Source organism: Halorussus vallis, assembly GCF_024138165.1.
Classification (GTDB): Archaea; Halobacteriota; Halobacteria; order Halobacteriales; family Haladaptataceae; genus Halorussus; species Halorussus vallis.
Window position 1 is genome coordinate 534,118 of the sequence record NZ_CP100001.1, and the last position, 23,394, is coordinate 557,511.

A 23,394-nucleotide genomic window follows, 5' to 3' on the forward strand; every position below is an offset into this window, starting at 1 on the left:
GGGGCGTGGCGACACACTTCACTGTTCCGCAATTCGTGTACGTGTGAACAACTATTACACCAAAGGTTATTAACCGGGGCGCCGCGTCCGTTCCGCCAATGCAACTCCGCGACGCCCTCGACGACTTCAAACGACACGAGGGCCACGAGACGCGCTTTCCCGGCGAGCGCCGGACCACCGCAGGACTGTTCTCCGGATACACGCCCGCCGCCGACGACGCCAGACTCGTCCACGTCGGCCGCGGCGGCCGACTCCGAGACTTCGGGTCGCCGCTCACCGGTCGCAACGGCCTCGACGTCTCCCGACTGGGCGTGCGACGCGGCGGCGAGGTGACCTGGTTCGACGACTGCGAGACAGTCGACCAGCGTTACGACGGCGCGACGACGCTCGTCGTCACCGAGCACCGACTCCCCGACGGCGAGACGCTCGTCCAGTACGACCTCACGCTCGGACCCGCGCACGTGACCCGCGTCGAGCGTGGAGAGGTCGGACGAGACGTCGAGGAAGGCGACGAGTTCGAACTCGTCGCCTTCCTCGGCTTCGGTCCGGACGGCCGCGACACGGGAATCGGACAACTCCACCACGCCGACGCCGTCGAGGTGTACCACGACGACGAACACGACTTCGTCGCCGGCGCGGCCGGGTTCGACGCTCGCGGATGCGTTCCGGCCGACTTCGCGCGATTGCTCGACGCCGACCCGGTCGAGCGCCCCCGGACCGACGAGGGCGGCCGCCGGGAGGAGGCCAGTCTGAGCGGCGACGTTCTCTGCGAACTCCGCTTCGCCGACGGCGCGGCAACGTTCGCGACCTTGTTGACCGACGCCACCGAAACCGACCGCGAGGCCGCACTCGACCGCCTCGCGGCGGTGCTGGACGACTACGTCGACGTCGACTCTCTGAAGCGGGCCGCCGCTGAGCGCGCGCCCGCGGTTCCCGACGGCCTCCCCGAGTCCGACGCGGTGACGGCCGACCTCCGGGCCGTCGGCGCGCTGTCGGCTTCCACCGGCCTCCGCATCGCCGGCCCGGAGTTCGACGCCTACTACGCCCACTCGGGCGGCTACGGCTACACCTGGTTCCGCGACGACGCCGAGATCGCCCGGTTCCTCCTGCGCGCCGACCGCCGGTTCGACCTCGGCCTCGGCGACTGGCACGCCCGGAGCGCCGACAGCTACTGCGCGACCCAACTCGCCGACGGGGCGTGGCCCCACCGCGTGTGGCCGCGCAACCGGACGCTCGCGCCCGGGTGGGCGAACAGCCACCTCGCGGCCGGCGAGGGGACCGACTACAGCGAGTACCAGGCCGACCAGACCGCGAGCGTCGCCGCGTTCCTCGCCGACGCGCTCGCCGACCTCGACGCCGACCGCGCCGACCGGGCGCGCGAGACGCTCGCGGCCGCGCTCGACGGACTCGACCGCACCGTCGAGGGAGACGGCCTCCCGGTGGCCTGCCAGAACGCCTGGGAGGACGCCGTCGGCCGGTTCTGCCACACCGCCGCGACGTTCCTCGAAGCCTACGCGACGGCGGCCGCGACCGACGCGGCGTTCGCCGACCGCGCCGCCGAGGGGGCCGACCGCGTCTACGACGCACTCGACGACCTCTGGGTCCCCGATAGGGGCGTCTACGGCTACCGAATCGTCGCGGAAACCGTGGAGGGCGAGGAGGGGGAAGTCGGCGACGTCGACCCCCGGTGCGACTCGGCCTCGCTGGCGCTGGCGAGCGCCCACCTCGCGTACGACCGGGTGAGCGAGGTCGACGACCGCCGCCTCGACAGACTGGTTTCGCACGTCCGGACCGTCGTGGACGCACTCCACCGCGACCCCGCGGGGAGTCCGGTCCGGGGCCTCGCGCGCTACGAGGGCGACGACTGGCGGACCCGCTCGCAGGACGGCGAGAAAATCTGGACGGTTTCGACCGCGTGGGGCGCGTTCGCGTGCGCGAACCTCGCGGCGCTGCTCTCGGACCGCGGCGACCGGCGCGCCGGGGAGTTCGCGGAGAAATCGCGGGACCTGCTGAGTCTCGTCATGCCCGACGGGCCGCTCTGTCCGAACGGCGCGCTGCTCCCCGAGCAGGTGTTCGACGACGGGACGCCCGACAGCGCCACGCCGCTGGGGTGGCCACACGCGCTTCGGACGGCGACGCTGGCGCTGCTGGACCGCGAGGGGATGTTACACGAGGAGCCGGCGGCGGTCGCCGAAGATTAGTGCCGACCCGGCCGCGTTCGACAAAGTCCTGGCTGAACGCTCTGCGTTCGGGACCGCACCCTCGGTCGCCGTCACACGGACGCTATGGGTAATCGTCGTCGCGGTCCTGCTCGGTGCTATTCGGCCGCTCGTCCTCTCACGAAGCGAAAACAGCGAGTCGTTCGACCGAATTCCTTTCTCGAAACGCCCGCGCTCAGACGGTCGGGGCCGCCGACCGCTCGGGTTCGTACAGCAGCGATTCGCCGTCTTCGGCGTCGAAGAGGTGGACGTCGTTCGCGTCGAACGCGACGTGGACCGTCTCGCCCCGCGTCGGCTGGACGCCCGAGTCGACCCGCGCGATGAAGTCCTCGCCCAGGCCGAGGTGGAGGTAGTTGTCAGAGCCGACCGGTTCGACGACCTCGACGGTGGTTTCGACGGCCTCGCGCCCCGGTCCGGCGACCGAGACGTCCTCGGGCCGGACGCCGAGTCGGACCCGGTCGCGGCCCCGGACGGCGCTCCGGAGTCGCTCGTCGGCGAGTTCGTAGTCGAAGCCGTCCGCGCCGACGAGCCGTGTCGTCCCGCCCTCCTGCTCGACGGCCACCGTCAGGAAGTTCATGCTCGGCGAGCCGACGAACCCGGCGACGAACTCGTTGGCCGGGTCGTCGTACACTTCCGTGGGCACGCCGGTCTGCTGGAGTTCGCCGCCGTCCAGGATGACGATGCGGTCGCCCATCGTCATCGCCTCCTCCTGGTCGTGGGTCACGTAGATGGAGGTGGTGCCGAGTTCGTCCTGAAGCCGCTGAATCTCGGTTCGCATCGTGGTCCGGAGCTTCGCGTCGAGGTTCGAGAGCGGTTCGTCGAACAGGAAGACGTCGGGGTCCCGGACGATGGCGCGGCCGAGCGCCACCCGCTGTTTCTGGCCGCCAGAGAGTTCGTCGGGCTTCTGGTCGAGCAGGTCCTCGATGCCCATCATTTCGGCGGTTTCGCGGACCTTCTCGCGGCGCTCGTCCTTCGAGAGGTCGGTGGACATCCGCAGGCCGAACGCCATGTTCTGCGCGACTGTCTTGTGGGGGTAGAGCGCGTAGTTTTGGAACACCATCGCCACGTCGCGCTCGCGGGCGTGGACGGCGGTCACGTCCTCGCCGTCGACGAAGATTCGCCCGGCGGTCGGTCGCTCGAGACCTGCGATCATCCGGAGCGTGGTGGACTTTCCACAGCCCGACGGTCCGACGACGGTGATGAACTCCCCGTCTTCGACGTCCAGGTGGATGTCGTCGACGGCCACGATCCGACCGTTGGTATACTCCTTCCTGAGCGCGTCCAGCGTTACTGTCGCCATCTTTCCCGTGAGTACGTCTCCCACGCTTTAGTTCTTGCCCTCTTCGTCGAATATGTGATGCATTATTTCGTCGCTCTTTTTTCTCCGTTCGCCGAGTTCCGTCGGTCGGCGTCGGCCCAAAGGCCGACACGTTTATGCCAATTCGACGAACTGGAGCTACGAAACGCCGTTTCGTCCGGTTTTCGGTCCGAACGAAGACTTCTATTCCGCGTGAAAGACCGTGTTGGAACCCGAGGATTTAAGTTGTGAACAACTAATTCAACACATATTCACCCCATGACAGTGAATCGCAGAAAAGCTCTCGAGAGCATCGGCGTGGCTGGCATCGTCGGACTGGCGGGCTGCGCGAGCGTCCAGAAACAGGGCGGGACGACCGAGGGCGGCGACGGCGGAGACGGCGGCGGGGGGACCACGTCCGGCGAGGACTCCGGGCAGGCCGGGACCACCGAGTCCGGCCCGGCCGGCACCGCGAAGGCGTGGTACAGTCTCCAGGACACGGAGCTACAGGCCCGCAAGCAGGCGCTGAAGCGGTTCAACGGTAACTCGAAGCACACCGTCGAGGGCGCCGACATCTCCGACCTGAAGAAGAAGACCACGAGCGCGATTCCGGCCGGCCAGGGACCGCAACTGTTCGACTGGGCCCACGACTGGGTCGGCGACTACTACCAGCGCGGGTTCGTCGCCGACCGGAGCGACCAGTTGAACGTCTCGCTCGACACCTTCACCGACACCGCCGCGGAGGCGGTCCAGTTCGACGGGAAGGTCGTCGGCCTCCCGTACGCGGCCGAGACGGTGTCGCTCATCTACAACAAGTCGATGGTCGACGAACCGCCGAAGACCGTCGCCGACATGAAGTCGGCGATGAAAGAGCACCACGACCCGAACAACAACACCTACGGGCTCAGCTACCCCTTCGACCCCTACTTCGTCAGCGCGTGGGGCCAGGCGTTCGGCGGCTACTACTTCGACCCCGAGAAGGACCCGATGCTCGGGCTGACCCAGTCGAAGACGCTGGAGGGCTTCCAGTTCGCGCTCGACACGTTCAAGCCCTACATGCCGAAGGACCCCAGCTACGAGACCCAGGCCGCGCCGTTCGCGTCGGGCAACGCCGCGTTCGCCATCAACGGACCGTGGTACCTCGCCACGCTCAACGAGAAGGGCGTCGACTTCGGCGTGACGAAACTGCCGACGCCCGACGGCGGCCAGCCCCGGCCGTACACCGGCATCCAGATGTGGTACTTCGCGAAGGCGATGCAGAACGACGACGCGAGCGCCGCGGCCGCCCAGTCGTTCGCCGAGTGGTACGTCACCGACGAGAAGATGCTGAAGTCGGCCGCCCAGGAGCAGGGGTCCATCCCGGTGCTGGAGAGTCTGGCCGGGAGCGACGCGCTGCCCGAGAACGTCAGGGCGTTCTCCGAGACGGTCCAGCAGGGCGTGCCGATGCCGACCGACCCCAAGATGGGGAAGGTGTGGCAGCCGCTCACCGACGCCGTGACGAAGATGTTCAACGGCAACGTCGGCGTCGAGAAGGCCATGAAGCAGGCCGAAAAGACCGTCCGGAAGAACTGGGAGTAGACCGAACCAATGAGCACCGTCTCTCGCGTCACCCGCCGGATCGAAGACGTCCCCTTCCTCGAACGGGGCGACGCCTCGCTGTTGCTGGTGCTGCCGGGCCTGTTCGTCTTCTCGGCGTTCATGCTGTTCCCGATACTGTACCTGCTCGGCATCTCCTTCACGAACGCCGAGCCCTCGAACCTGTTCGCGGGCGACGGCGCGCTGTCGGTGTTGACCTTCGGCGAGGCGACGTTCGTCGGGTTGCGGAACTACGTCGCGGTCCTGACCGACCCGCAGTTCTGGAACTCCTTCGGCATCACGTGGCTGTTCGTCGCCACCAGCGTGACGCTGAAGATCGCATTGAGCATCGGCGTCGCGCTCATCGTCACCGGCGATAGGGTCCGAGGCAAGCGCGTCATGCGCTCGCTCATCATCATCCCGATGGGCCTGCCCGCCATCTTCACCATCACGGTGTGGCGGGGCATCTTCAGTTCGGCCGAGTTCGGACTGGCCAACCAGGTCCTCGGAATGCTGGGCTTCGCGTCGGTGTCGTGGCTGAACGACCGCTGGATGGCGTTCCTCGCGTACAACGTCACCGAGGCGTGGTTGGCCTACCCGTTCATGGTCATCATCACCGTGAGCGCGCTTCAGGACGTGTCCGAAGAGCTCCACGAGGCCGCGAAGGTCGACGGCGCGGGCTACGTCGCGCGGTTCCTCCACGTCACGCTGCCGTCGATCAAGCGACCGGTGCTGTTCGCCTCGATACTGACCGCGGCCGCCTCGTTCCAGCAGTTCCTCATCCCCTACGTGTTCAATCAGGGCGGACCCGCGCGGGCGAACGAACTCATCGTCGTCTACGGCTACCGCGAGGCGTTCACCTACTTCGAGTACGGTCAGGGCGCCGCCATCAGCCTGATCGCCGTCGCGTTCATCGGCGCGTTCATGTGGCTGAACGTCAAGAAGGGACGGCTCGCAGACGGGGTGAACGAGGCGTGAGCCTGCTTCGCTCCGTCGCCCGGGAACTCAAGGACGACGCGGTCGGCCTGGCGACGACGCCGGTCGACACCTACCGGGAGATGCGCTACACCGCCGAGGGCGTCCGGAAGGGCGAGATATCGCCGGTGCGGCCGCTCAAGACCCTCGGCATCACGCTGGGCGCGCTCGTCGTCGTGCTCGCGCTGCTGTTCCCCATCTACTGGATCCTCATCTCGGCGCTGTCGGGCTCCGGCGGCTCCATCTACTCCGTCAACGGACTGCGACTCCTGCCCGAGAACCCGTCGGTCCAGCCGTTCGTCTGGGTGCTCGGCGACCTCATCGTCCCGAGCTACCGCGTCGGGCTTGCCATCCCGTTCACCGACTCGGCGCTGGTGTTCGGCACGCCTCGACTGGAGTTCCTCGACGCCTCCGACTACGGCGTCACCAGTCCGTCGGGCTTCAAGCGGTTCTTCTGGAACAGCCTCACCGTCGCGATTCCGACGGTCATCCTGTCGATGTGCCTTGTCGTCCCGGGCGCGTACGCGCTCTCGCGCCGGAAGTTCATCGGCCGCCGCCAGATTCTGTTCGGCTACGTGCTGTTGACGCAGGTCGGCGGCGGCCTCGGCATCGCGCTGCTCATCGGCCTCTACACGGTCTTCGTCCAGATCGGGTTGAACGACTCGAAGCTCGCGCTGTCGGTCTACTACGCGGCGACGGCGGTTCCGTTCAACACCTGGCTGCTGAAAACCTACATGGACGGCATCCCCGTCTCCTACGAGGAGGCCGCGGTGGTCGACGGCGCGCCGGCCTGGCGGGTGGTCGTCGAGGTCATCCTGCCGCTGTCGAAGGCGGGGCTGGCGACCGTGCTCATCTTCACCTTCCTCACGGGGTGGACCGAGTTCGTGGTCGCCCAGACGCTGCTGGGCACCGAGAACTACACGCTCCCGGTCGGGCTGTTCTCGCTCGTCTCGGAGTACTCGGTGCCGTGGGCGCGGTTCTCGGCGTTCGCGCTGACGTTCGCCTCGCCCATCATGCTGGTCTACCTGTTCGCCCAGCGCTACATCGAGGGCGGCCTCTCGTTCGGCGGGATGGAAGGCTAGCTCTCGGCGGCGGTTCTCGTCTTGATTCGGAAGAATCCTTTGCTCAACTACTGGGGTGGTCGGCAACGGTTTCTCTGGCCCGATTCATCTGTAGCGTAAATCCCCCTCCATCGGCATCACAATTCCCGGTCGTCCTCGTCTCCGTTCGAGAACGGAATTCCCCCGGCCAGGAACGAAGCCCTCAGAACCCCCGGTCCACCTCGAAGCGCGCGCCGCCCGCGTCGCTCTCGCCGACGCGTATCTCCCAGTCGTGGGCGTCGACGATGTTCTCGACGATGGTGAGGCCGAGCCCCGACCCGTCGGCGGCGGTGGAGTAGCCGTGGTCGAAGACGCGCTCGCGCTCGTCCGCGGGGACGCCCGGCCCGTCGTCTGCGACGGCGAAGCCATCGGGCGTCCCGGCGACGGTGACGGTCGCGTCGGCGCCGGCGTGTTCGACGCTGTTCCGAAACAGGTTCTCGAACAGTTCGCGCAGTCGGCCGCCGTCGGCCTCGATTTCGCCGAGGTCGCCGTCGACGACGAGCGTCGCGTCGCCGGTCGACACCGTCGACCACGCCCGGGCGACCACGGTTTCGAGGTCCAGGCGCTCGGTTTCGCGGACGTCCTGGCCCTGTCTGGCGAGGCTCAGCAGGTCGCCGATGAGCGTCTCCATCCGGTCGAGCGCGCGCTCGGTCTTCTCGAAGTGGTGGTCGCCGCCGGTGTCGCGGGCGAGTTCGAGGTGGCCGCGCGCGACGTTCAGCGGGTTGCGCAGGTCGTGGGAGACCACGCTGGCGAACTCCTTCAGACGCTCGTTCTGGCGCTCGACCGTCCGCTTGCGCTCGCGGCGCTCGGTCACGTCGCGGGCCGAGCCGAGGTGGGCGATTTCGCCCTCGTAGGAGATGACCTGCACGCTCATCTCCAGGTACCGGACCTCGCCGTCCTTCGTGCGGATGCGGAGTTCGTAGTGGGGCGCGCCCTCGTCGCGCTCGCGGCGCTCGACCAGTTCCCTGACGAACTCGCGGTCGCCTTCGTGGATGAGTTCTCGAACGTCCATCCCGAGCAGTTCCTCGCGGTCGTAGCCGGTGAGGTCGGCGACGCGGTCGTTGACGAACCGGAACCGCCTGTCGCTGTGGATGAAGATGGCGTCGTGGCTCCCCTCGACCAGCGTCCGGTACTTCTGCTCGCTCTCCCGGAGCGCCGACTGGGAGTCGATGCGGGCGAGCACCTGCGTGACGTGTGACAGCAGCAGTTCCGCGAGTTCGAGGTCCTCCTCGTCGAACGCGCCCGTCTCGCGCGACCCCGCCTGGAAGACGCCGTGGTCGCCGAGCGGGACGCTGAGGACGGACCGGTACTCCGTGTCGACCGGTTCGGCCGCGTCGGTCGCCCGGACGTCCGGAATTACGAACGACTCGCCCTCACGGTAGGTCCGACCCGCGATGCCCTCGTCGACCGCGACGGCGTCGTAGCCGTCGGCGGGCATCTCGGTCGACGTCGCCTTCGGGACTAGGTAGCCGTCCTCGGCCGCGTCGATGCCGCAGATGTCGAACTCCAGAATGCTCTCGGCGGCGTCGACGCCGCGGCGGTACACCTCGTCCTCGGCGGTGCACGCCTCCATCTCGGCGGCGACCTCGTGGAGTTCCTCGATCTTTCGCTTTTCCTCTCGTAACTGGTCGCTCATGGGCTGTCGTTCGGGCGCGACTCGGGCGATTCGCCGACGAACGGTCGGTCGCCACGTCGACGGCGGCCGCGTCGACTGGAATCGGCGCGGCCGCCCCGGCGCTCCGGTCGGACGCGTTCGTGTCGCTTTCCTTGAACGCAGATACGATTCGCCCGACTTAAGCGTAGTGCTCCGTGCTCCCGTCTCTCACCGAACGCCCTCGGCGACGTCGCGTATCGTCTCGTACTCATCGCCGTAACCGACGAACCGAACGTCTTCGAGCGACGTCGGTTCGAACGCCGCGATTTCCTCGCAGATGATTCGCGCGCCCTCCCGGAGGTCGAACCCCGCGACGCCGCATCCGAGCGCCGGGAGCACCACCGATGTCGCGCCGAGGTCGTCGGCCGCGGCGAGCGCGTTGCGGGTCGCGTCCCGGACGCTTCGCTCGGTGGCCTTCCCGTCCCCGTAGTGGGGCATCGCGGCGGCGTGGACGACGTGCTCGGCGTCGAGGTCGTAGGCGTCGGTGACCGCCACCTCGCCGAGGTCGACCGGTCCCTTCGCGGTGGCCGCCTCGTTCAACTCGGGGCCGGCCTTCCGGCGGAGCGCGCCGGCGACGCCGCTACCCATCTCCAGGCTTGTCCCCGCGGCGTTGACGACCACGTCCGCGCGTTGGTCGGCGATATCCCCCCGGACGACGGTGAACTCCATGCGCGGGGCCACGGCGGCCGCGAGCAAGGATGTGGCGATTTCGCGCTCCCGAACCGGTCGGCTACCAGCGGGTCTTCCCGTCGTCGTCCACGTTGCCGACCCAGAGGAGGTTGGGGTAGGGGACGAACGCGAGGAACTCGCCGCTCCCGTCGTACAGTTCGATGCCGGCGTCCTGGCGCTCGTACTCCTCGCACTCTATCTGCTCGCCGTCGGTGAGTTGGGCTTTGTACATCACGGAAATAGGGCGACGGCGAACGGGAAATGATTGTCGGTGGTTCGGGGTCGGCGCGGCCCGCCGACGACCGACCGGACGGCCGAGGCCCCGGCAATCAGAGTTACGGTCCGACGAGTCGCACAGGTACGGGATGCCCAGAACGGACGCAACCGCCCGATTCGAACGACGCGCCGAACTCTCGCCCGAGGCGCCGACGCTCCTGGTCGGGATGCCCGAGAACGGGGTGGTCGGAAGTATCGCGGTCAACCAGGTAACCGAACAACTCGACCTCGAACGACAGGGCCACATCGTCTCCGAGTCGTTCCCGCCGGTGACGACGTTCGGCGAGGGCCGGGTTCGCGACCTGGTGCGCGTGTACGCCGGCACCGACCCGTCGGTCGTGGTTCCGCAGTGCGACGTCGCCATGCCCCCGGAGGCGAGCGCCGACCTGGCGGCCTGCATCGTCAACGACCTGGCGGCCGACTTCGAGCGGGCCATCGTCCTGGCCGGCGTCCCGGCCCAGAACGAGGAGGCGGTCGGCGAGGTCACCGCCGTCGTGACCTCCGAGGAGATGGCGAGCGAGGTCGAAGCGATCGGCGTCCCCCTGGAATCCGGCGTCGGCTTCATCGGCGGCACGAGCGGCGCCGTGGTGAACGACTGCTATCACGCGAACGTCCCCACGATAGCGCTCGTGGTGAAGGCCCACCCGTTCCTCCCCGACCCGAACGCCGCGCGGGCGCTCATCGAGAAGGCGCTGGAACCGCTCGTCGAGTTCGACATCGACACCCGCGAACTGGAGGAGGAGGCCGAGGCCATCCGGAACGAGATGGAACAGGTCGCCCGCTACTTCGAGCAGTTACAGTCCGACCCGGACCACTCGACCGCCGAGTCGTCGATGTACCAGTGACGGACCCGCGACGCCGACGTCGGGCACGCGGCGAGTCTGACCACGTGACGAGTCAGGCACGCGACGACGCCGCTACCGGTTCGCGTGCGTACCCGAAAAGCGGTAGACGGTGACGGCCGGCCAGTGGCCGGCCGTCACCGTCGTTGTGCCCGCTTCCTCGCGACGCGGGCGCCGTACGGCGTCAGTTCGACCGTGTCGTCGACCCGGTCGAACGAGAGCACGCCCGCTTCGACGAGCGGCGGGAGGTACTCGGTGCGGAGCGCCGCGTACGCGCGCCGGCGCTCCTCGGCCGTCTCGTCGCGCGAAATCGGTCGCTCGACGCCGACCAGGAGGTCGTCGACCAGTTCCGAGAGGTGGACCGGTCGACTGGAGGCGGCCACCGCCTCCAGGATTCGCCGTCGGGGTTCGTCCGCGGCGGTCCCGCGCTCGGCCCGCTCGGTCCGGCGCGCGGCGTCCCGCCGAATCCACGGCAGCGGCGAGCGTCTCACGATTACCGCCCGCCCGAGCGCCGTCGGGCACTCTTTTCCGAGGGGTCGTCGGTCGACGACTCGGTTCGAAGCGTCCGCGCGTTCGGCGCGTCCTCGGCCAGTTCGAGTCCGGTTTCGTCGCCCGCGACGATGCCCGCTTCCTTGAGCGTCGGGAGGTGCGTGTGGGTCAACTCCGCCCGCTCGCGCGCGATTTCGTCGGTCGTCAGCGCCCGGGGCGCGACGCCGCGCTGCGAGGCGGCGACGAGCGTCGCCAGTTCCATCACCGTCGTCGGTTCGTCGGACTCCAGGAGGTGCCGGCAGACGAACCGCCGCCGCTCGTTCGAGAGCGCCCGCGCCACCGCGTCGGTCGAACGCGCGTCGTCGGCGCGCCCGTCCTCCGCCGCGGGTCGCCGGCCCACCGTCTCGGTACCCCTCTCGTCCCCGTCGCGTATCGTCGCGTCCATTGTGTCTTCCCGGAACGTGGGCGACGGTTCGGCCGTCGTCCCGTTTTCCGAAGTCCGGTATTCTGTCCGCGAGAAAAAGGGCGCGGCCTTACGGGTACGCGGCTTAAGTAGTGGACGGCGCGACGGCCACTCGCGACGGGTTCGCGCGGCCCGAGGTTCCGGGACCGCCAAGGGTTTTCCGCCCGCGTCGAACGTCGACGCATGACCGACGACGCCGACGACGCGGCCGGGACCGAGACGACCGGCGAAACCGGGACCACCTCGAAGGCGGAACGCGAACGCGCCCGCGAGCGCGCCGCAGACCTGCTCGCGGAGGCGGGCGTGGTGCTCACCGACGCCGAGCGCGAGGAGATGGAGGTCGTCGACTACGGCCTCGGCGACCTCGACCGGGTCGGCACCGAAATCGTCGTCTACGAGAACAACGACCGCTACTGCGCGAAGGAACTGGTGCTGTTCGGCGGCCAGACCTGCCCCGAACACCGCCACCCGCCGTTCGACGACTACCCCGGCAAGCGCGAAACGTTCCGGGTCCGGTGGGGCGAGGTGTACCTCTACGTCGAGGACGAGTCGGCCGACGATTCGGTCGAATCGTCGGCCGACTCCGACTCCCCGCGGTCGGTCGACCCACCGATGCGCGAAGAGCACTACACCGCGAGCGAGGAAATCCACCTCGAACCCGGCGAGCAGTACACCATCCCGCCCGACACCCGCCACTGGTTCGTCGCCGGCGAGGACGGCGCGGTCATCTCGGAGTTCTCCTCGCCGAGTTTCGACGAGAAGGACGTGTTCACCGACCCGAAGATAGACCGGATGGCCGGAAGCTACTGAGAGAGTCCCGACGCGCCGGACCTACCGAGCGCCGCCGGCCCCGAGCGCGCCGGCGACGACCCGACCGATTCTGTCGAGCGCCCGGAGCGCGGCGAACACCGCGACCGTGATGAGGAAGTGGTGGCCCACCAGGCTGAGCACGATGCCGATGGAGTAGGCCGCGCTCCCGAACTCGACGGTCGGCAGGGCGTCGCGGTACCACTGCACCGCGTACCACGACGCGAGCAGTAGCGCGGCGAGGTGCGGGGTCCGCCTGACCGCTCGGGCCGTGAGCGGTCCGCCGTCGAACTCGGCGAAGGCGTCGGCCCGCGCGATGAACGGAACGTAGACGAACACGAGCGCGTAGACGACGCTGGACCCGAGGACGCTCTCGGCCCCCTGGGCGTACCGGCCGACGATGACCAGCACCACGGAGACGACCAGCGTGACGAAGGCGTACATGAAGACGGCGTAGCCGAACAGCAACGCGTACGCCCCGTGTGCCCGCGCGCGCTCGGTGGCCCGGTAGGAGTTCCGCAGCGCCACGACCGCCGTGAGCATGAACAGCACCAGCACCGCGCCGACGCCGCCCTTCGTGGCGGCGGTCGACGACCGCTGGAACTGGGTGAGGTACACCGCCAGCGTCCCGAAGACGCTGATGACGGTGAACAGCCGGTAGTTGTCCTCGATGAACTCCTCCAGCGTCGGCGGGCGGTCGCCTCGCCCGCCCGTTCCCTCCTCGTCGGTTTCTCCCCCGCGGGACCGTCCCGCGAGCGCGGCCCATCGTCTCATGGTAGTCGGCGTTCGGGCGAGGTTCAAAAAAGGACCGTAATTCAAGTTAGACAGGTCGGCGGGCTGGCACGGTCGCTCCACCCGTCGACTTCCTCTGTCCTTGTCCTCCCGTCCCTGCTCTCGTCCGTCTTGGCCCTCCTCCGTCCCTATCCTCCTTTCGCTCGGCTACCTCTTCGTCCCGACGTCCACCCTCGCCCGCCGCAACTCGAACGCGCCGTCGTCGCGGGCGACCTCGAAGAACAGTTCCCACTCGTCGCCCCGGTCGAGCGCGTCCAGATACCGGCACGCGGTGAGGGTGTCGACGCCGACCCGTCGGTCGGTCGTGTCGGCCCAGTAGGTAGGCCCCCGCGCGCTCGCCTCCCGAATCGTCTCGAAGTCGCGGGCGACCGCCATCCCGGTCCGGAGGTTCCAGGTCCGGCCGTAGTCGGCCCGGCCGCTCCCCTCGTAGAACACCTGCCAAACGGGGGCGTCGGGCGCCGGCAAGACACAGGAAACTCTGGTGTGGTGGTCGTGCCACCCGCCGCGCTCGAACACCGGATTCGCGGGCGAGCGAGTCCAGGTTTCGCCGTCGGTGCTGGTGGCGAGGTGGGCCTGCTCGGACGCCCCGTCGTGGCCCGAGTAGAACATGTGGAGTCGCCCGCCGAGCGCCACCACGTGCGGGTCCTTCACCGTCGCGCGGTCGGTGGTCCCCTCGCGGGGCGCGAGCACCGTCCGGGCCGTGGTTGAGTCGAACTCCGTGGGGTCGGCCGCGGGCGCGAGCGAGACGATGCGCCAGTCGCCCGTCCCGCGGTCCACCGGCAGGTAGAGTCGCAGGTCCCCCGTTCCGGGGTCGGTCGCCATCGCGGGGCGTTCGACGCTCTCGACCCCCAACTCGTCGGCGGAGACGGCGGCGACCTCTCGGAGGTCGCCGCCGTTTCCGGCTTCGTATTCGAAGATTCTGACCCCGCTCCCCCGCGCTTCGGACGTGCGCTCTCGCACGGCGAGGTACGCGTCGCCGTCGTAGCGGTGGACGCACGGCGCGCCCACCCAGTTGCCCTCACCCGAATCGTCGGGTTCGAGTAGCGTCTCTGCGTCCGCCACGTCGAGTTCCGGAACGCGTGCGTACTCCCCCATGGGGCCGAGTTCGCGCGCCGGGACCGAAATCCCTGCGATGTCAGATGTGGCTCGCTACCGTCCTCCCACGGACGGTATCACAGACTGACTTACGAATCGGGTCAAAGAAGAAGGTCGCATGGAATATCAGACACCAAACTACTGAGCCGTTGTATGTCGAGTCGGTACTAGCCGAAAACAGAAAGTGGAGCAAGTCAAACAGACGAATCAACACTGTGTTTTCAACATTCCCCCTAAGTTGGGAGTCACACCGATAGGATATCTGGCTGTATCCCGGTGTATGTCCGACCACGAATGTGCGTGCGGCTGTCGCAGCGACCGACAGGGATCGAACGCCAACGCGACGACTGAGCGATGGTTCGCCGACGACTCCGTTCTTACTGCGGAACTCCCCGCTGACGTTCGGTCATCACTGGCACGACTGATCGGGGTGGACACGGTAGAGACGCTGGGCGACTGGATTATCGAGGTCCGTCGCCGGACCGTCGGTAGAGCCATACAGATCGATGACCTCTGCCACGCAGACGAGAAGACGGACCACCGAGGTGAGTTAGACGGAGAAACGTACTACTTCCGTTGTTTCTACGATGCGGTGGCCCTGTCAGCCCTCACAGAGACGCCGGTCGATATTCGGACCGAGAGTCCAGACGGTACTGTGATTAAAGCGCGCGCAAACGGAACGACTGACCTGACGGTCACGCCCGAAACGGCGGTATTCTCGTTCGGCATTGAGGATTTAGTCGACTCGCCCGTAGACGGCACGCTATCGCACGAAGACATCTACGCGGCAGTCTGTCCCTACGTCAGGGCATTTCCTAATAGAGAAGCATACGAACGCTGGGAAAAGACGGTTCCTGCAGCGACCGTTGCGTTGCCACTCCCGGGCGCTACGGACATCGCAGCCGGCCTCATCGAGTAATTTTAGAAAAGGCTGGTCGAGTACTTCGAAAGCACCCCCCGGGCCAGTTCATCGTCCGAGGTGGTGACGCAACAGGTTTCGTTCGGCGCGCTGCAGATGTTCGGCGACCGTCGATGAATCAATATCTAATTCTCCAGCAATGTCATCAGTCGTCACCTCGCGAGGCACCTCGTAGTACCCGTTGTCGTAGGCCGTCTGAATCACCTCACGCTGACGATTCGTGAGGTCGTCTATCGGTCGCTCACGTCCCTCGTACACGTCAAGTTTCCGGAGATCCGGCGATACCCCGGCAGTCTCATACCTGTCGACGGTCCCTGCAATGGCCTCTTGTGGGCCGACGAGTGACAGAGTTGCCCCGTGCTCGTTTACGACCGGATTACAGGTGCCGACAAGGTCCTCCATCTCGCCGGCGAGGCTCTCCGGGAGTCCCGGCGCAGTGAATGCGATGACATACAGTTGTATATCGTCTATCTCCGCAACGTGTTCCCACTGATCAACGCACTCAAGCGACGACAGTCGTTTCTCATCGAGGCGCGTTTCAACTTCTACCTGCACTACTGCACCGAACCCACGACAGACGAGTTCCTCGAAGTCCTGTAGTCCCGCCTCTTGGCAGAGCGAAACGAGCCCCTCGATGCCCATCGTTTCGTATTCTGAATCGCTGATCGTTATGCGGGCCTCGCGCATGGCACGACTCGGTATCCACTGGCCATTTAATAAAACGTAGCGCCCAACATATTGGGCAGTGACCACGACCGAAATGGACACTACCTCCCGGAGATAAAGCGTCCTAGCATTTCCGGAGGACAATCTTTTGTCCTGTTTCTGGTACGCTACGACGATGACAGCCATCGAAACACACGGCCTCACCAAGCGCTTCGGCGACGTCGTAGCCGTTGACGACCTCGACTTATCCGTCGAGAAAGGTGAGGTATTCGGCTTCCTCGGGCCGAACGGTGCAGGCAAGTCCACCACCATCGACATGCTACTGGACTACGTTCGCCCCACCGAGGGGACCGCGACAGTACTGGAGATGAACGTTCACGAGGAGTCGGAGGCGCTTCGAGAGCGCATCGGCGTCCTCCCTGAGGGACTCGGCCTCTACGAACGGCTGACAGGGCGGCGTCACCTCGAACTCGCCGCCAATTGGACGGACGCCACTACCACTTCCGACGCAGTCCTCGACCGCGTCGGTCTGGCCGAGGGTGACGCTGCCCGACCCGTCGGCGATTACTCGAAAGGAATGCAACAACGGTTGGCGCTAGGAATGGCGCTGGTCGGTGATCCCGATCTCCTCGTCCTCGACGAACCCTCGTCTGGTTTCGACCCCCACGGCATCCGGGAGATGCGCGACCTTGTCCGCGAAGAGGCTGCCGACGGGACGACCGTCTTCTTCTCTAGCCACATCCTCGGCCAAGTCGAAGCAGTGTGTGATCGCGTCGCCATTCTGTCCGAGGGCGACTTAGTGGCCGTCGATACCGTCGAGGGACTACGGAAAACTGTCGGGGCTGGCTCCGAACTTCACCTGCGCATAGCCGGTGATTTCGATAGTAGTGTGGCCGACATCGATGGTGTCGATTCCACGCAGTTTGCGGACGGCATCCTCCGAATCGGATGTGGGGACTCACGTGCGAAAGCACGAGTCATTACGAAACTCACGAACGACGGTATCGAAATCCTCGACGTAGACTCCGAGCAGGCATCGTTGGAAGACGTGTTCACAGCGTACACGACGGGTGGTCGTTCCGACGCGGACCGTAACGACTTCCGTCAAACCCAAACGGTGAAACCATGACGGTGAACTGGATGGACGTTGCCCGGAAAGACTTCGAGGACGCCGTGCGTTCTAGGATGCTGTGGGGCATCAGTTCCGTGTTCGTGGCCTTTCTGGTGATGTCCCTGCTATCGGCCGAACAGCTATTTCCGGCTACCGTAACCGTCGATGCCTCGATGGCGCTGGCAGGCGTGGCGATGCTTGCCCAACTGTTCGTCCCGGGCGTCGCGTTGGTCGCCAGCTATCTTTCTGTCGTCAGTGAGCGCCGCTCGGGCAGCCTGCGCGTACTATTGAGCTATCCGTTCTCCAGGTTCGACATCGTGGCAGGCAAACTCGTCGGACGGACGTTGGTTACCGGCGTGGCATTGACCGTGGGACTCACTATCGCCACCGTCTTCGTCGTGGTGCTGTACGGGTTCCCGAACCTCACATCGTTTGCCGGGTTCATCGCCGCGAGCGTGCTGGTCGGGCTGACGTTCACGGGATTAGCAGTCGGCGGCTCGGCCGCTGCGGCAACCCGCGGGCGAGCGATGGCGTTCACGATAGGGTCGTTCGTAGGCATGGTGTTCTTCTGGAAACCGGTGGTCGTCGGCCTCTATTACGCGGTTACCGGCTCGCTTCCGGGGGTGGAAGTCGAACGGTGGTACGTCTTCCTGCAGCGACTCAATCCGCTGGAGGCGTACCGCGTAATTGCGAGCGCTGCCCTCGACCGCCCGGTGAGCGAGGTCCCCGAACTTCCTATCGAAGACATCCCCGCAGGGATTTCGTCCGAGAGACTGGCGCTCGCGGACCGGCTCGGAGGCGATGTACCCATCTACCTCACGGACTGGTTCTCGGTCGTCGTCCTGCTCCTCTGGGGACTTGTCCCTGTCCTCGTTGGCTACTGGTGGTTCGAGAATTCCGACCTGGGGTGACTCAGCGACGCGGCGATGAACGACCCCGCCCTGTCGGTTCAAGAGGCTGCCCAAGCGGCCTTGGAACGGACGGAGAGTCGAATCGGGGGCGTAAGATAACACGGAGATAGAGTCGCCGACACACGCGAACAGGGAGGTGCGAATCCGACCGGGAAACGTCACGAGCAACGAGTAGGCGGGTTCCGTTCCGCATTTAACGATTGGGCCGAAGGCGACCGGGCTCGCCCGGCGCACGACTCAAGTCGCTCGCGCCCGTCCCGTCCTCCGATGACGCTCCTCGTCGACATCGGCTGTCCGGACTGCGGTCGGAAGCGGACGGTCGAGAAGCGCGGCCTCGACCGCTACTACTGCACCGAGTGCGACCGGGCGTTCACCAGCGAGGACGTGCTCCCCTGATTCGGTCGGCTACTCCTCGCAGAGTTCGTAGGTCGCCTCGACGCGCGCCGTCACGTCCATGGGACCGCTCTCGGGACCCTGCGACCCCGACTCCTGTAGCGCCTCGCCGAGTCCGGACGCGGTCCGTCGGTTCATCGCCTCCTGGTCGGTGGCGATGGAGCGCACGTCGCCGACGCGCAGGCCCTCGGCCGCGGCGGCGGCCTCGGCCCGCTTCCGGGCGGTTTCGGCGGCGTCGGCGACGGCCTCCCGGTCGAGTTCGCGCTCCGTCTCGGTCCGGAAGCCGAAGTTCACGGTGTCGACCTCCGCGCCCGCGTCGTCGACGGCGGCCGTCAGCACCTCGCCGACCGAGTCGAGGTCCCCGAGCGTGACGATCAGCGTCTCGGTCGCCTCGTAGGGTCGGGATTCGGGGTCGTCCTCGGACTCCCGCGTGCAGTGGGGCGTGCGGTGGGGCGGTCGCTGGGTGACGGTGAATCGAATCGTCCGGACCCGGTCGCCGGGAACCCCGGCGTCGGCGAGGACGCTCCGCAGTCGGGCGGCCCGCTCCGCGACCCCGCGGCGGGCGGCCATCACGTCCGGTTCGACCGCGTTCGACGACAGTTGGACGGTCACCTCGTCGGGCGGTGCGCTCGTCCGGCCGGTCGCGGCGGTGGTGACGGTTCGGTCCGGCATGGCGGTATCGTCGGCGGCCGAGATTTTGTAGTTTACCCGACCGGTGGACGTGGTACCGATTCGCGTCGGCGCATCCGGGGCGTGACGGGTCACCGCGGCAGACTCTCGATACCGACCGTCTTCGCGGTCCGCCATCCCGCGACGACGGCCGAGAGGGTGCCGATGACCAGCACGATGGCCGCCCCGAGCAGCAGCGCCCGGGCCTGGAGTTGGACAAGCCCTTCGAAGCCGACCACGTGCTCGGCGACGACGTTCAGGCCGAAGACGAACGGCGGGTCGGGGTGGGCCCGTTCGAGTTCCGGCGCCACCGCCCTCGCGTTCGTCTCCGCCCCGTTTCCGCGTCGGTTCGGCCCTCCGGTCGCCGCGTCGGAACTCCCGTCCATCTCCCCGCACTCGGAACGGTTACTGGAACGGCGGCCCGACACTTATGGTTTCAGACGGTCCGAGCCGACCGGCGGTAAATTCGAGTGCGGCCGGGGAGCGGGCGACTCCGCCGGTCGCCGGTCCCGCAATCCCGCGGTTTCCGACGGGAGCGAGTGCCGCGGTCGCACCGACATTGGGAGCCGACCCGGAGCGCGGACGACTCCGCATCGTGTCAGCCCGGTAGAGGCGAATACTGTCGTCGGCGCGACGATTCCGCCCCGAGACTTTTCCTCCTTCCCGTTGACGACTCCGGCAGTGGGTGCTCTCGTATGACGACCAAAGACCGCTGGTACGAAAACGCCGTCTTCTACGCCGTCGACGTCGAGGCGTTCGCCGACGCCGACGGCGACGGCGTCGGCGACTTCGAGGGACTGACGAACCGCCTCGACTACCTCTCCAGTCTGGGCGTCGACTGCCTGTGGCTCCTGCCGTTCTACCCCTCCCCGAACCGCGACAACGGCTACGACGTGACCGACTACTACGGCATCGACCCGCGCCACGGCACGTTCGGCGACTTCGTGGAGTTCATGCGGGCGGCCGACCACCACGGCATCGAGGTCATCGTCGACCTGGTGGTCAACCACACCTCCGACCAGCACCCGTGGTTCCAGAAGGCTCGCCAGGACCCCGACTCGGAGTACCGCGACTACTACGTCTGGCGCGACGACCCGCCCGAGAACCCCGACCCCCACCGCGGCCCGGTGTTCCCCGACGTCGAGGACAGCGTCTGGAGCTACGACGAGCAGGCCGAGGCGTTCTACTACCACCGGTTCTACCACTTCCAACCCGACCTCAACACGGCCAACCCCGACGTCCGCGAGGAGATTCGCAAGATAATGGGGTTCTGGCTCGAACTGGGCGTCTCGGGCTTCCGGGTCGACGCCGCGACGCTGATGATAGACAACAAGGGCGGCCTCGAATCCACGAAACTCGACGACCCCCACGGCGTCCTCCGGGACATGCGGTCGTTCGTCGAGCGGCGGGGCGACGACGCCATCCTGCTGGCGGAGGCCGACGACGAACCGTCGAAACTCGCCCACTACTTCGGCAACACGAACGGGAGCGGTCGGCGTTCTCCCGGCGACTACGTGCCGACCGCGCCCGGCGAGAACGCCGACCCGCTCGCGGAACCCGACGCCGACGCCTTCGGCGAGGGCGACGAGATGAACGTCCTGTTGAACTTCCTGGTGTCGGCGTACCTCGTCTCGGCGCTCGCCGAGGAGCGCGCCCAACCCCTCCGTGAGGTCGAGGAACTCCTCCCCGAGATTCCCGACGAGGGCCAGTGGGCCAACTTCCTCCGGAACTACGACGAACTCAACGTCGGCCGCCTCCCGACCGAGCGCCAGCGCGAGGTGTTCGAGACGTTCGCGCCCGACGAGGACATGCGCATCTTCGGCCGGGGCATCCGCCGCCGCCTCGCGCCGATGCTCGCGACCGACGACGGCGACCCCGACCGCGACCGCCTCGAACTCGCCTACAACCTGCTGTTCTCGCTCCCGGGTGCGCCGCTGTTCGTCTACGGCGACGAGATCGGAATGGGCGACGACCTCTCGCTCCCGGGCCGGAACGCGGTCAGGACGCCGATGCAGTGGTCGGCCGAGCGAAACGCCGGCTTCTCGACGGCCGACCCCGAGGACCTGGTTCGGCCCGTCGTCTCGGAGGGACCGTTCCGGTACGAGCGCGTCAACGTCGCCGACCAGCGCGGCGAGTCGGACTCGTTGCTGGGGTGGTTCTCGCGACTGATTCGGGTCCGCAAGGAGTGTCCCGAAATCGGAACCGGCGACTTCGAACTCCTCGAAACCGACGACCCGACCGTCTTCGCCCACCGGATGTCCCGACCCGGCGGCGAGGTCGTCGCGGTCCACAACCTCTCGACCGAACCGACGACCGCGACCCTCGACCTGGGCGGCGTGGCGGTCCGCCTCCTCGGCGAGGTGACGGTCGAGGAGACGGCCGACGGACACCGCTTCGAACTCGGGCGCTACGGCCACTGCTGGGTTCGCGTGGGCGAGAACTGACCCGGCCGGGTCGGTTCTCGCCGATTCGCGCCAGACGGGGGCGGTCGACCGCGAACGACTCGACCGCCGCCTCCCCGTCGACGGTTCCGGGCGACGCTCCCAGTCGACCGAATCCGCGCGGTTTTCCGCCCCCGAATCGAACGGGAGGTATGACAGTCAGCACGGCACTCGTCGCCGGAGTGGTCCTCGGCGTGCGCCACGCGCTCGAAGCCGACCACCTGGCGGCGGTCGCGACGCTGGTGGACGACGACCGGCGGGCGAGCGCGGTCGGGGCGTCGTGGGGCGTCGGCCACTCCGTCCCCATCGCGGCGCTCGGCCTCCTGTTCGTCCTCCTCGGCGTTCGACTTCCGGACCCCGTCACGACGCTGTTCGAGGCGGTGGTCGGCGTCGTCCTGGTCGCGCTGGGTGCGCGGACGCTGTGGCGGGTGGTCGGCCGGACGGACGCGAACGTCGGCACCCGCGAACACGCCCACGGCGGCGGCGGTCTCCACTCCCACCTCGGCATCGGAAGCCTCTCGGTCGGACTCACCCACTCCCACCTCGACGGCGACTCGTTCGTCGTCGGCGTCGTCCACGGCTTCGCCGGGAGCGGCGCGCTGGTCGTCGCGCTCGTCTCGACGGCGCCGACGCCGGAGTCGGCGGTTTCGTTTCTGGGGACGTTCAGCCTCCTCTCGGTCGCGACGATGGCCGCGGCGGCCGCCGTCTGGGGCCGGACGCTCGGCACGTCGCTCGAAACGTACCTGAAAGCGGGGTCGGGCATCCTCAGTGCGGTCGTGGGCGCGGTGTTGCTCGCCGAGCAGGTCGGCGCGCTCGGACTCGCGTAGAAAGAGTCTGAAACTGAATCGCAGGTGGTCCGCGGCGCGAAGCCGGGGTTACTCGCCGAACTCCTCTTCGAGGAGCTTCACGTTGCGCTGGTTGGCCTTGAAGACGGCGTCGACGATGGAACCGAGGATCGGAATCGACCCGCCGACCGCGTCGAAGACGACGTTGGCGAGCATCCGGAGCACGGTGTCCTGGGAGGCGCCCATCCGCGCGCCCTCGGCGACGATGTACAGCGAGATGGCCGCCGAGACGGCGTCGCCGCCCACCGGCAGCAGTCCGAGGATGGGGTCGAGGCCGATCTTGTAGTTGACGACCGGCACTTCGACGGCCTCGTCGAGCAGGTCGGCGACGGCGCGCACGCGCTCCATCCCCGGCGGTTCGTCGCTGACGTTCACCTCGATGGACTGGCCTTCGGAATCGGTACCCATAGCTGTTCGCGGTAGGACCCCCGAGGGAAAAGTTCGCTGGCCCGTCCGCGTCTGCCCGCGAATCGACGGCTCGAATCGCCCGGCGGGTGACCGACGGTACACTTTTTTGGCCCCGCCGGGCGACCACTCGACATGGAGTACACGACGCTCGGCGACACCGGCATCGAGGTCAGCCGACTCTGTCTGGGTTGCATGAGTTTCGGGTCGAGCGACTGGCGGCCGTGGGTGCTCGACGCCGAGGAGGCCGAGGAGATCATCGACCGGGCCATCGACCTCGGCATCAACTTCTTCGACACCGCGAACATGTACTCGAACGGCGAGAGCGAGCGCGTACTGGGCGACGCGCTTGAGGGTCGGCGCGACGAGAGCGTGGTCGCGACGAAGTGCTACTTCCAGATGGACGACGAGGACCCCAACTCGGGCGGCCTCTCGCGGAAGGCCATCGAGCAGGAACTCGAGAACTCGCTCGACCGCCTCGGGATGGACGCCGTCGACCTCTACCAAATTCACCGCTGGGACGACGACACGCCCATCGAGCAGACGCTCCGGGCGTTGGACGACGCGGTGCGGCGCGGGAAGGTACGGCACGTCGGCGCGAGTTCGATGTGGGCCTACCAGTTCGCCGAGGCGCTCCGGACCAGCGACCTCGAAGGCCTCGAGCGGTTCCAGACGATGCAGAACCACTACAACCTCGTGTATCGGGAGGAAGAGCGCGAGATGCTCCCGCTGTGCGACCGCGAGAACGTCGGCGTCCTGCCGTGGAGTCCGCTGGCGAGGG

24 protein-coding genes and 1 pseudogene are annotated in these 23,394 nt (G+C 67.4%); 13 read left to right on the forward strand and 12 right to left on the reverse strand.

The window, feature by feature from the left end; translation table 11 throughout:
- Positions 1-98 precede the first annotated feature (98 nt).
- A complete protein-coding gene (locus tag NGM07_RS22570) occupies positions 99-2,201 on the forward strand; it encodes a DUF7997 domain-containing protein (RefSeq protein WP_253520679.1) in 2,103 nt (700 codons plus the stop codon).
- Positions 2,202-2,394: 193 nt separating this feature from the next.
- Here NGM07_RS22570 and NGM07_RS22575 read toward each other — a convergent pair whose 3' ends face one another.
- A complete protein-coding gene (locus NGM07_RS22575; protein WP_253520680.1) occupies positions 2,395-3,519 on the reverse strand; it encodes an ABC transporter ATP-binding protein in 1,125 nt (374 codons plus the stop codon).
- A gap of 276 nt (positions 3,520-3,795) precedes the next feature.
- Between NGM07_RS22575 and NGM07_RS22580 the strand changes: the two genes are divergently transcribed.
- From NGM07_RS22580 to NGM07_RS22590, 3 genes are read left to right on the forward strand one after another with little or no spacing between them, the layout of a single operon-like run.
- Entirely contained in the window at positions 3,796-5,094 is a 1,299-nt protein-coding gene (locus NGM07_RS22580; RefSeq protein WP_253520682.1) for an extracellular solute-binding protein, read from the forward strand.
- A gap of 9 nt (positions 5,095-5,103) precedes the next feature.
- Entirely contained in the window at positions 5,104-6,069 is a 966-nt protein-coding gene (locus tag NGM07_RS22585) for a carbohydrate ABC transporter permease (RefSeq protein ID WP_253520684.1), read from the forward strand.
- Complete coding sequence (locus NGM07_RS22590; protein ID WP_253520686.1) at positions 6,066-7,148, forward strand: sugar ABC transporter permease; 1,083 nt, start codon at positions 6,066-6,068, stop codon at positions 7,146-7,148. Before NGM07_RS22585 ends, NGM07_RS22590 begins: the two co-directional genes overlap by 4 nt.
- 181 nt (positions 7,149-7,329) lie before the next feature.
- Here NGM07_RS22590 and NGM07_RS22595 read toward each other — a convergent pair whose 3' ends face one another.
- The 3 genes from NGM07_RS22595 to NGM07_RS22605 all read right to left on the reverse strand — a co-directional run bounded on the left by NGM07_RS22595 (position 7,330) and on the right by NGM07_RS22605 (position 9,721).
- A complete protein-coding gene (locus NGM07_RS22595; protein ID WP_253520688.1) occupies positions 7,330-8,802 on the reverse strand; it encodes a PAS domain S-box protein in 1,473 nt (490 codons plus the stop codon).
- A gap of 186 nt (positions 8,803-8,988) precedes the next feature.
- Positions 8,989-9,489 carry a macro domain-containing protein gene (locus NGM07_RS22600; protein ID WP_253520690.1) on the reverse strand — a complete coding sequence of 167 codons (501 nt, stop codon included), beginning with the start codon at positions 9,487-9,489 and terminating at the stop codon, positions 8,989-8,991.
- A 61-nt stretch (positions 9,490-9,550) separates the two neighbouring features.
- Complete coding sequence (locus NGM07_RS22605) at positions 9,551-9,721, reverse strand: hypothetical protein (RefSeq protein WP_253520691.1); 171 nt, start codon at positions 9,719-9,721, stop codon at positions 9,551-9,553.
- Between the two features lie 133 nt (positions 9,722-9,854).
- Here NGM07_RS22605 and NGM07_RS22610 point away from each other — a divergent pair, with 133 nt between their 5' ends.
- On the forward strand, positions 9,855-10,610 hold the full coding sequence (locus NGM07_RS22610) for a proteasome assembly chaperone family protein (protein ID WP_253520693.1): 756 nt from the start codon (positions 9,855-9,857) through the stop codon (positions 10,608-10,610).
- Positions 10,611-10,744: 134 nt separating this feature from the next.
- Here NGM07_RS22610 and NGM07_RS22615 read toward each other — a convergent pair whose 3' ends face one another.
- Entirely contained in the window at positions 10,745-11,098 is a 354-nt protein-coding gene (locus tag NGM07_RS22615) for a DUF7344 domain-containing protein (protein ID WP_253520695.1), read from the reverse strand.
- 2 nt (positions 11,099-11,100) lie between these two features.
- Positions 11,101-11,541: a DUF7344 domain-containing protein gene (locus tag NGM07_RS22620; protein WP_253520697.1), complete on the reverse strand. Its 441-nt coding sequence runs from the start codon at positions 11,539-11,541 to the stop codon at positions 11,101-11,103.
- A gap of 351 nt (positions 11,542-11,892) precedes the next feature.
- Here NGM07_RS22620 and NGM07_RS22625 point away from each other — a divergent pair, with 351 nt between their 5' ends.
- Positions 11,893-12,369 (forward strand): D-lyxose/D-mannose family sugar isomerase, encoded by a 477-nt coding sequence (locus NGM07_RS22625; protein WP_253521182.1) that lies wholly within the window; start codon positions 11,893-11,895, stop codon positions 12,367-12,369.
- Positions 12,370-12,390: 21 nt separating this feature from the next.
- On the opposite strand, the gene NGM07_RS22630 is transcribed toward NGM07_RS22625, so the two are convergent.
- Both NGM07_RS22630 and NGM07_RS22635 read right to left on the reverse strand, forming a co-directional pair.
- A complete protein-coding gene (locus NGM07_RS22630) occupies positions 12,391-13,140 on the reverse strand; it encodes a hypothetical protein (protein WP_253520699.1) in 750 nt (249 codons plus the stop codon).
- Positions 13,141-13,305: 165 nt separating this feature from the next.
- A complete protein-coding gene (locus NGM07_RS22635; RefSeq protein WP_253520701.1) occupies positions 13,306-14,253 on the reverse strand; it encodes a hypothetical protein in 948 nt (315 codons plus the stop codon).
- 280 nt (positions 14,254-14,533) lie between these two features.
- Between NGM07_RS22635 and merB the strand changes: the two genes are divergently transcribed.
- Positions 14,534-15,172: an organomercurial lyase gene (gene merB / locus NGM07_RS22640; RefSeq protein WP_253520702.1), complete on the forward strand. Its 639-nt coding sequence runs from the start codon at positions 14,534-14,536 to the stop codon at positions 15,170-15,172.
- 48 nt (positions 15,173-15,220) lie between these two features.
- On the opposite strand, the gene NGM07_RS22645 is transcribed toward merB, so the two are convergent.
- Positions 15,221-15,859 carry a helix-turn-helix domain-containing protein gene (locus tag NGM07_RS22645; RefSeq protein ID WP_253520704.1) on the reverse strand — a complete coding sequence of 213 codons (639 nt, stop codon included), beginning with the start codon at positions 15,857-15,859 and terminating at the stop codon, positions 15,221-15,223.
- A 154-nt stretch (positions 15,860-16,013) separates the two neighbouring features.
- On the opposite strand from NGM07_RS22645, the gene NGM07_RS22650 reads away from it, so the two are divergent.
- From NGM07_RS22650 to NGM07_RS25400, 3 genes are all read left to right on the forward strand, one after another.
- A complete protein-coding gene (locus NGM07_RS22650; RefSeq protein WP_253520706.1) occupies positions 16,014-16,967 on the forward strand; it encodes an ABC transporter ATP-binding protein in 954 nt (317 codons plus the stop codon).
- Complete coding sequence (locus NGM07_RS22655) at positions 16,964-17,860, forward strand: ABC transporter permease subunit (RefSeq protein ID WP_253520708.1); 897 nt, start codon at positions 16,964-16,966, stop codon at positions 17,858-17,860. The genes NGM07_RS22650 and NGM07_RS22655 overlap by 4 nt, the downstream gene beginning before the upstream one ends.
- 267 nt (positions 17,861-18,127) lie before the next feature.
- Positions 18,128-18,256 (forward strand): hypothetical protein, encoded by a 129-nt coding sequence (locus tag NGM07_RS25400; protein ID WP_256525454.1) that lies wholly within the window; start codon positions 18,128-18,130, stop codon positions 18,254-18,256.
- Positions 18,257-18,265: 9 nt separating this feature from the next.
- Here the strand turns inward: NGM07_RS25400 and NGM07_RS22660 are convergent, their stop codons facing one another.
- Both NGM07_RS22660 and NGM07_RS22665 read right to left on the reverse strand, forming a co-directional pair.
- Positions 18,266-18,925, reverse strand: a complete 660-nt coding sequence (locus NGM07_RS22660) for an SIMPL domain-containing protein (protein ID WP_253520710.1) — start codon at positions 18,923-18,925, stop codon at positions 18,266-18,268.
- 89 nt (positions 18,926-19,014) lie between these two features.
- Positions 19,015-19,308 carry a hypothetical protein gene (locus NGM07_RS22665; RefSeq protein ID WP_253520711.1) on the reverse strand — a complete coding sequence of 98 codons (294 nt, stop codon included), beginning with the start codon at positions 19,306-19,308 and terminating at the stop codon, positions 19,015-19,017.
- 309 nt (positions 19,309-19,617) lie between these two features.
- On the opposite strand from NGM07_RS22665, the gene NGM07_RS22670 reads away from it, so the two are divergent.
- Together NGM07_RS22670 and NGM07_RS22675 are read left to right on the forward strand one after the other, a co-directional pair.
- Entirely contained in the window at positions 19,618-21,366 is a 1,749-nt protein-coding gene (locus tag NGM07_RS22670; RefSeq protein ID WP_253520713.1) for an alpha-amylase family protein, read from the forward strand.
- A 149-nt stretch (positions 21,367-21,515) separates the two neighbouring features.
- Positions 21,516-22,190 (forward strand): HoxN/HupN/NixA family nickel/cobalt transporter, encoded by a 675-nt coding sequence (locus NGM07_RS22675; RefSeq protein WP_253520715.1) that lies wholly within the window; start codon positions 21,516-21,518, stop codon positions 22,188-22,190.
- A 48-nt stretch (positions 22,191-22,238) separates the two neighbouring features.
- Here the strand turns inward: NGM07_RS22675 and NGM07_RS22680 are convergent, their stop codons facing one another.
- Positions 22,239-22,616 carry a DUF4112 domain-containing protein gene (locus NGM07_RS22680; protein WP_253520717.1) on the reverse strand — a complete coding sequence of 126 codons (378 nt, stop codon included), beginning with the start codon at positions 22,614-22,616 and terminating at the stop codon, positions 22,239-22,241.
- 132 nt (positions 22,617-22,748) lie between these two features.
- On the opposite strand from NGM07_RS22680, the pseudogene NGM07_RS20160 reads away from it, so the two are divergent.
- Positions 22,749-23,393 (forward strand): annotated as a pseudogene (locus NGM07_RS20160) (aldo/keto reductase); the annotation flags it as partial.
- Position 23,394: the final 1 nt, after the last annotated feature.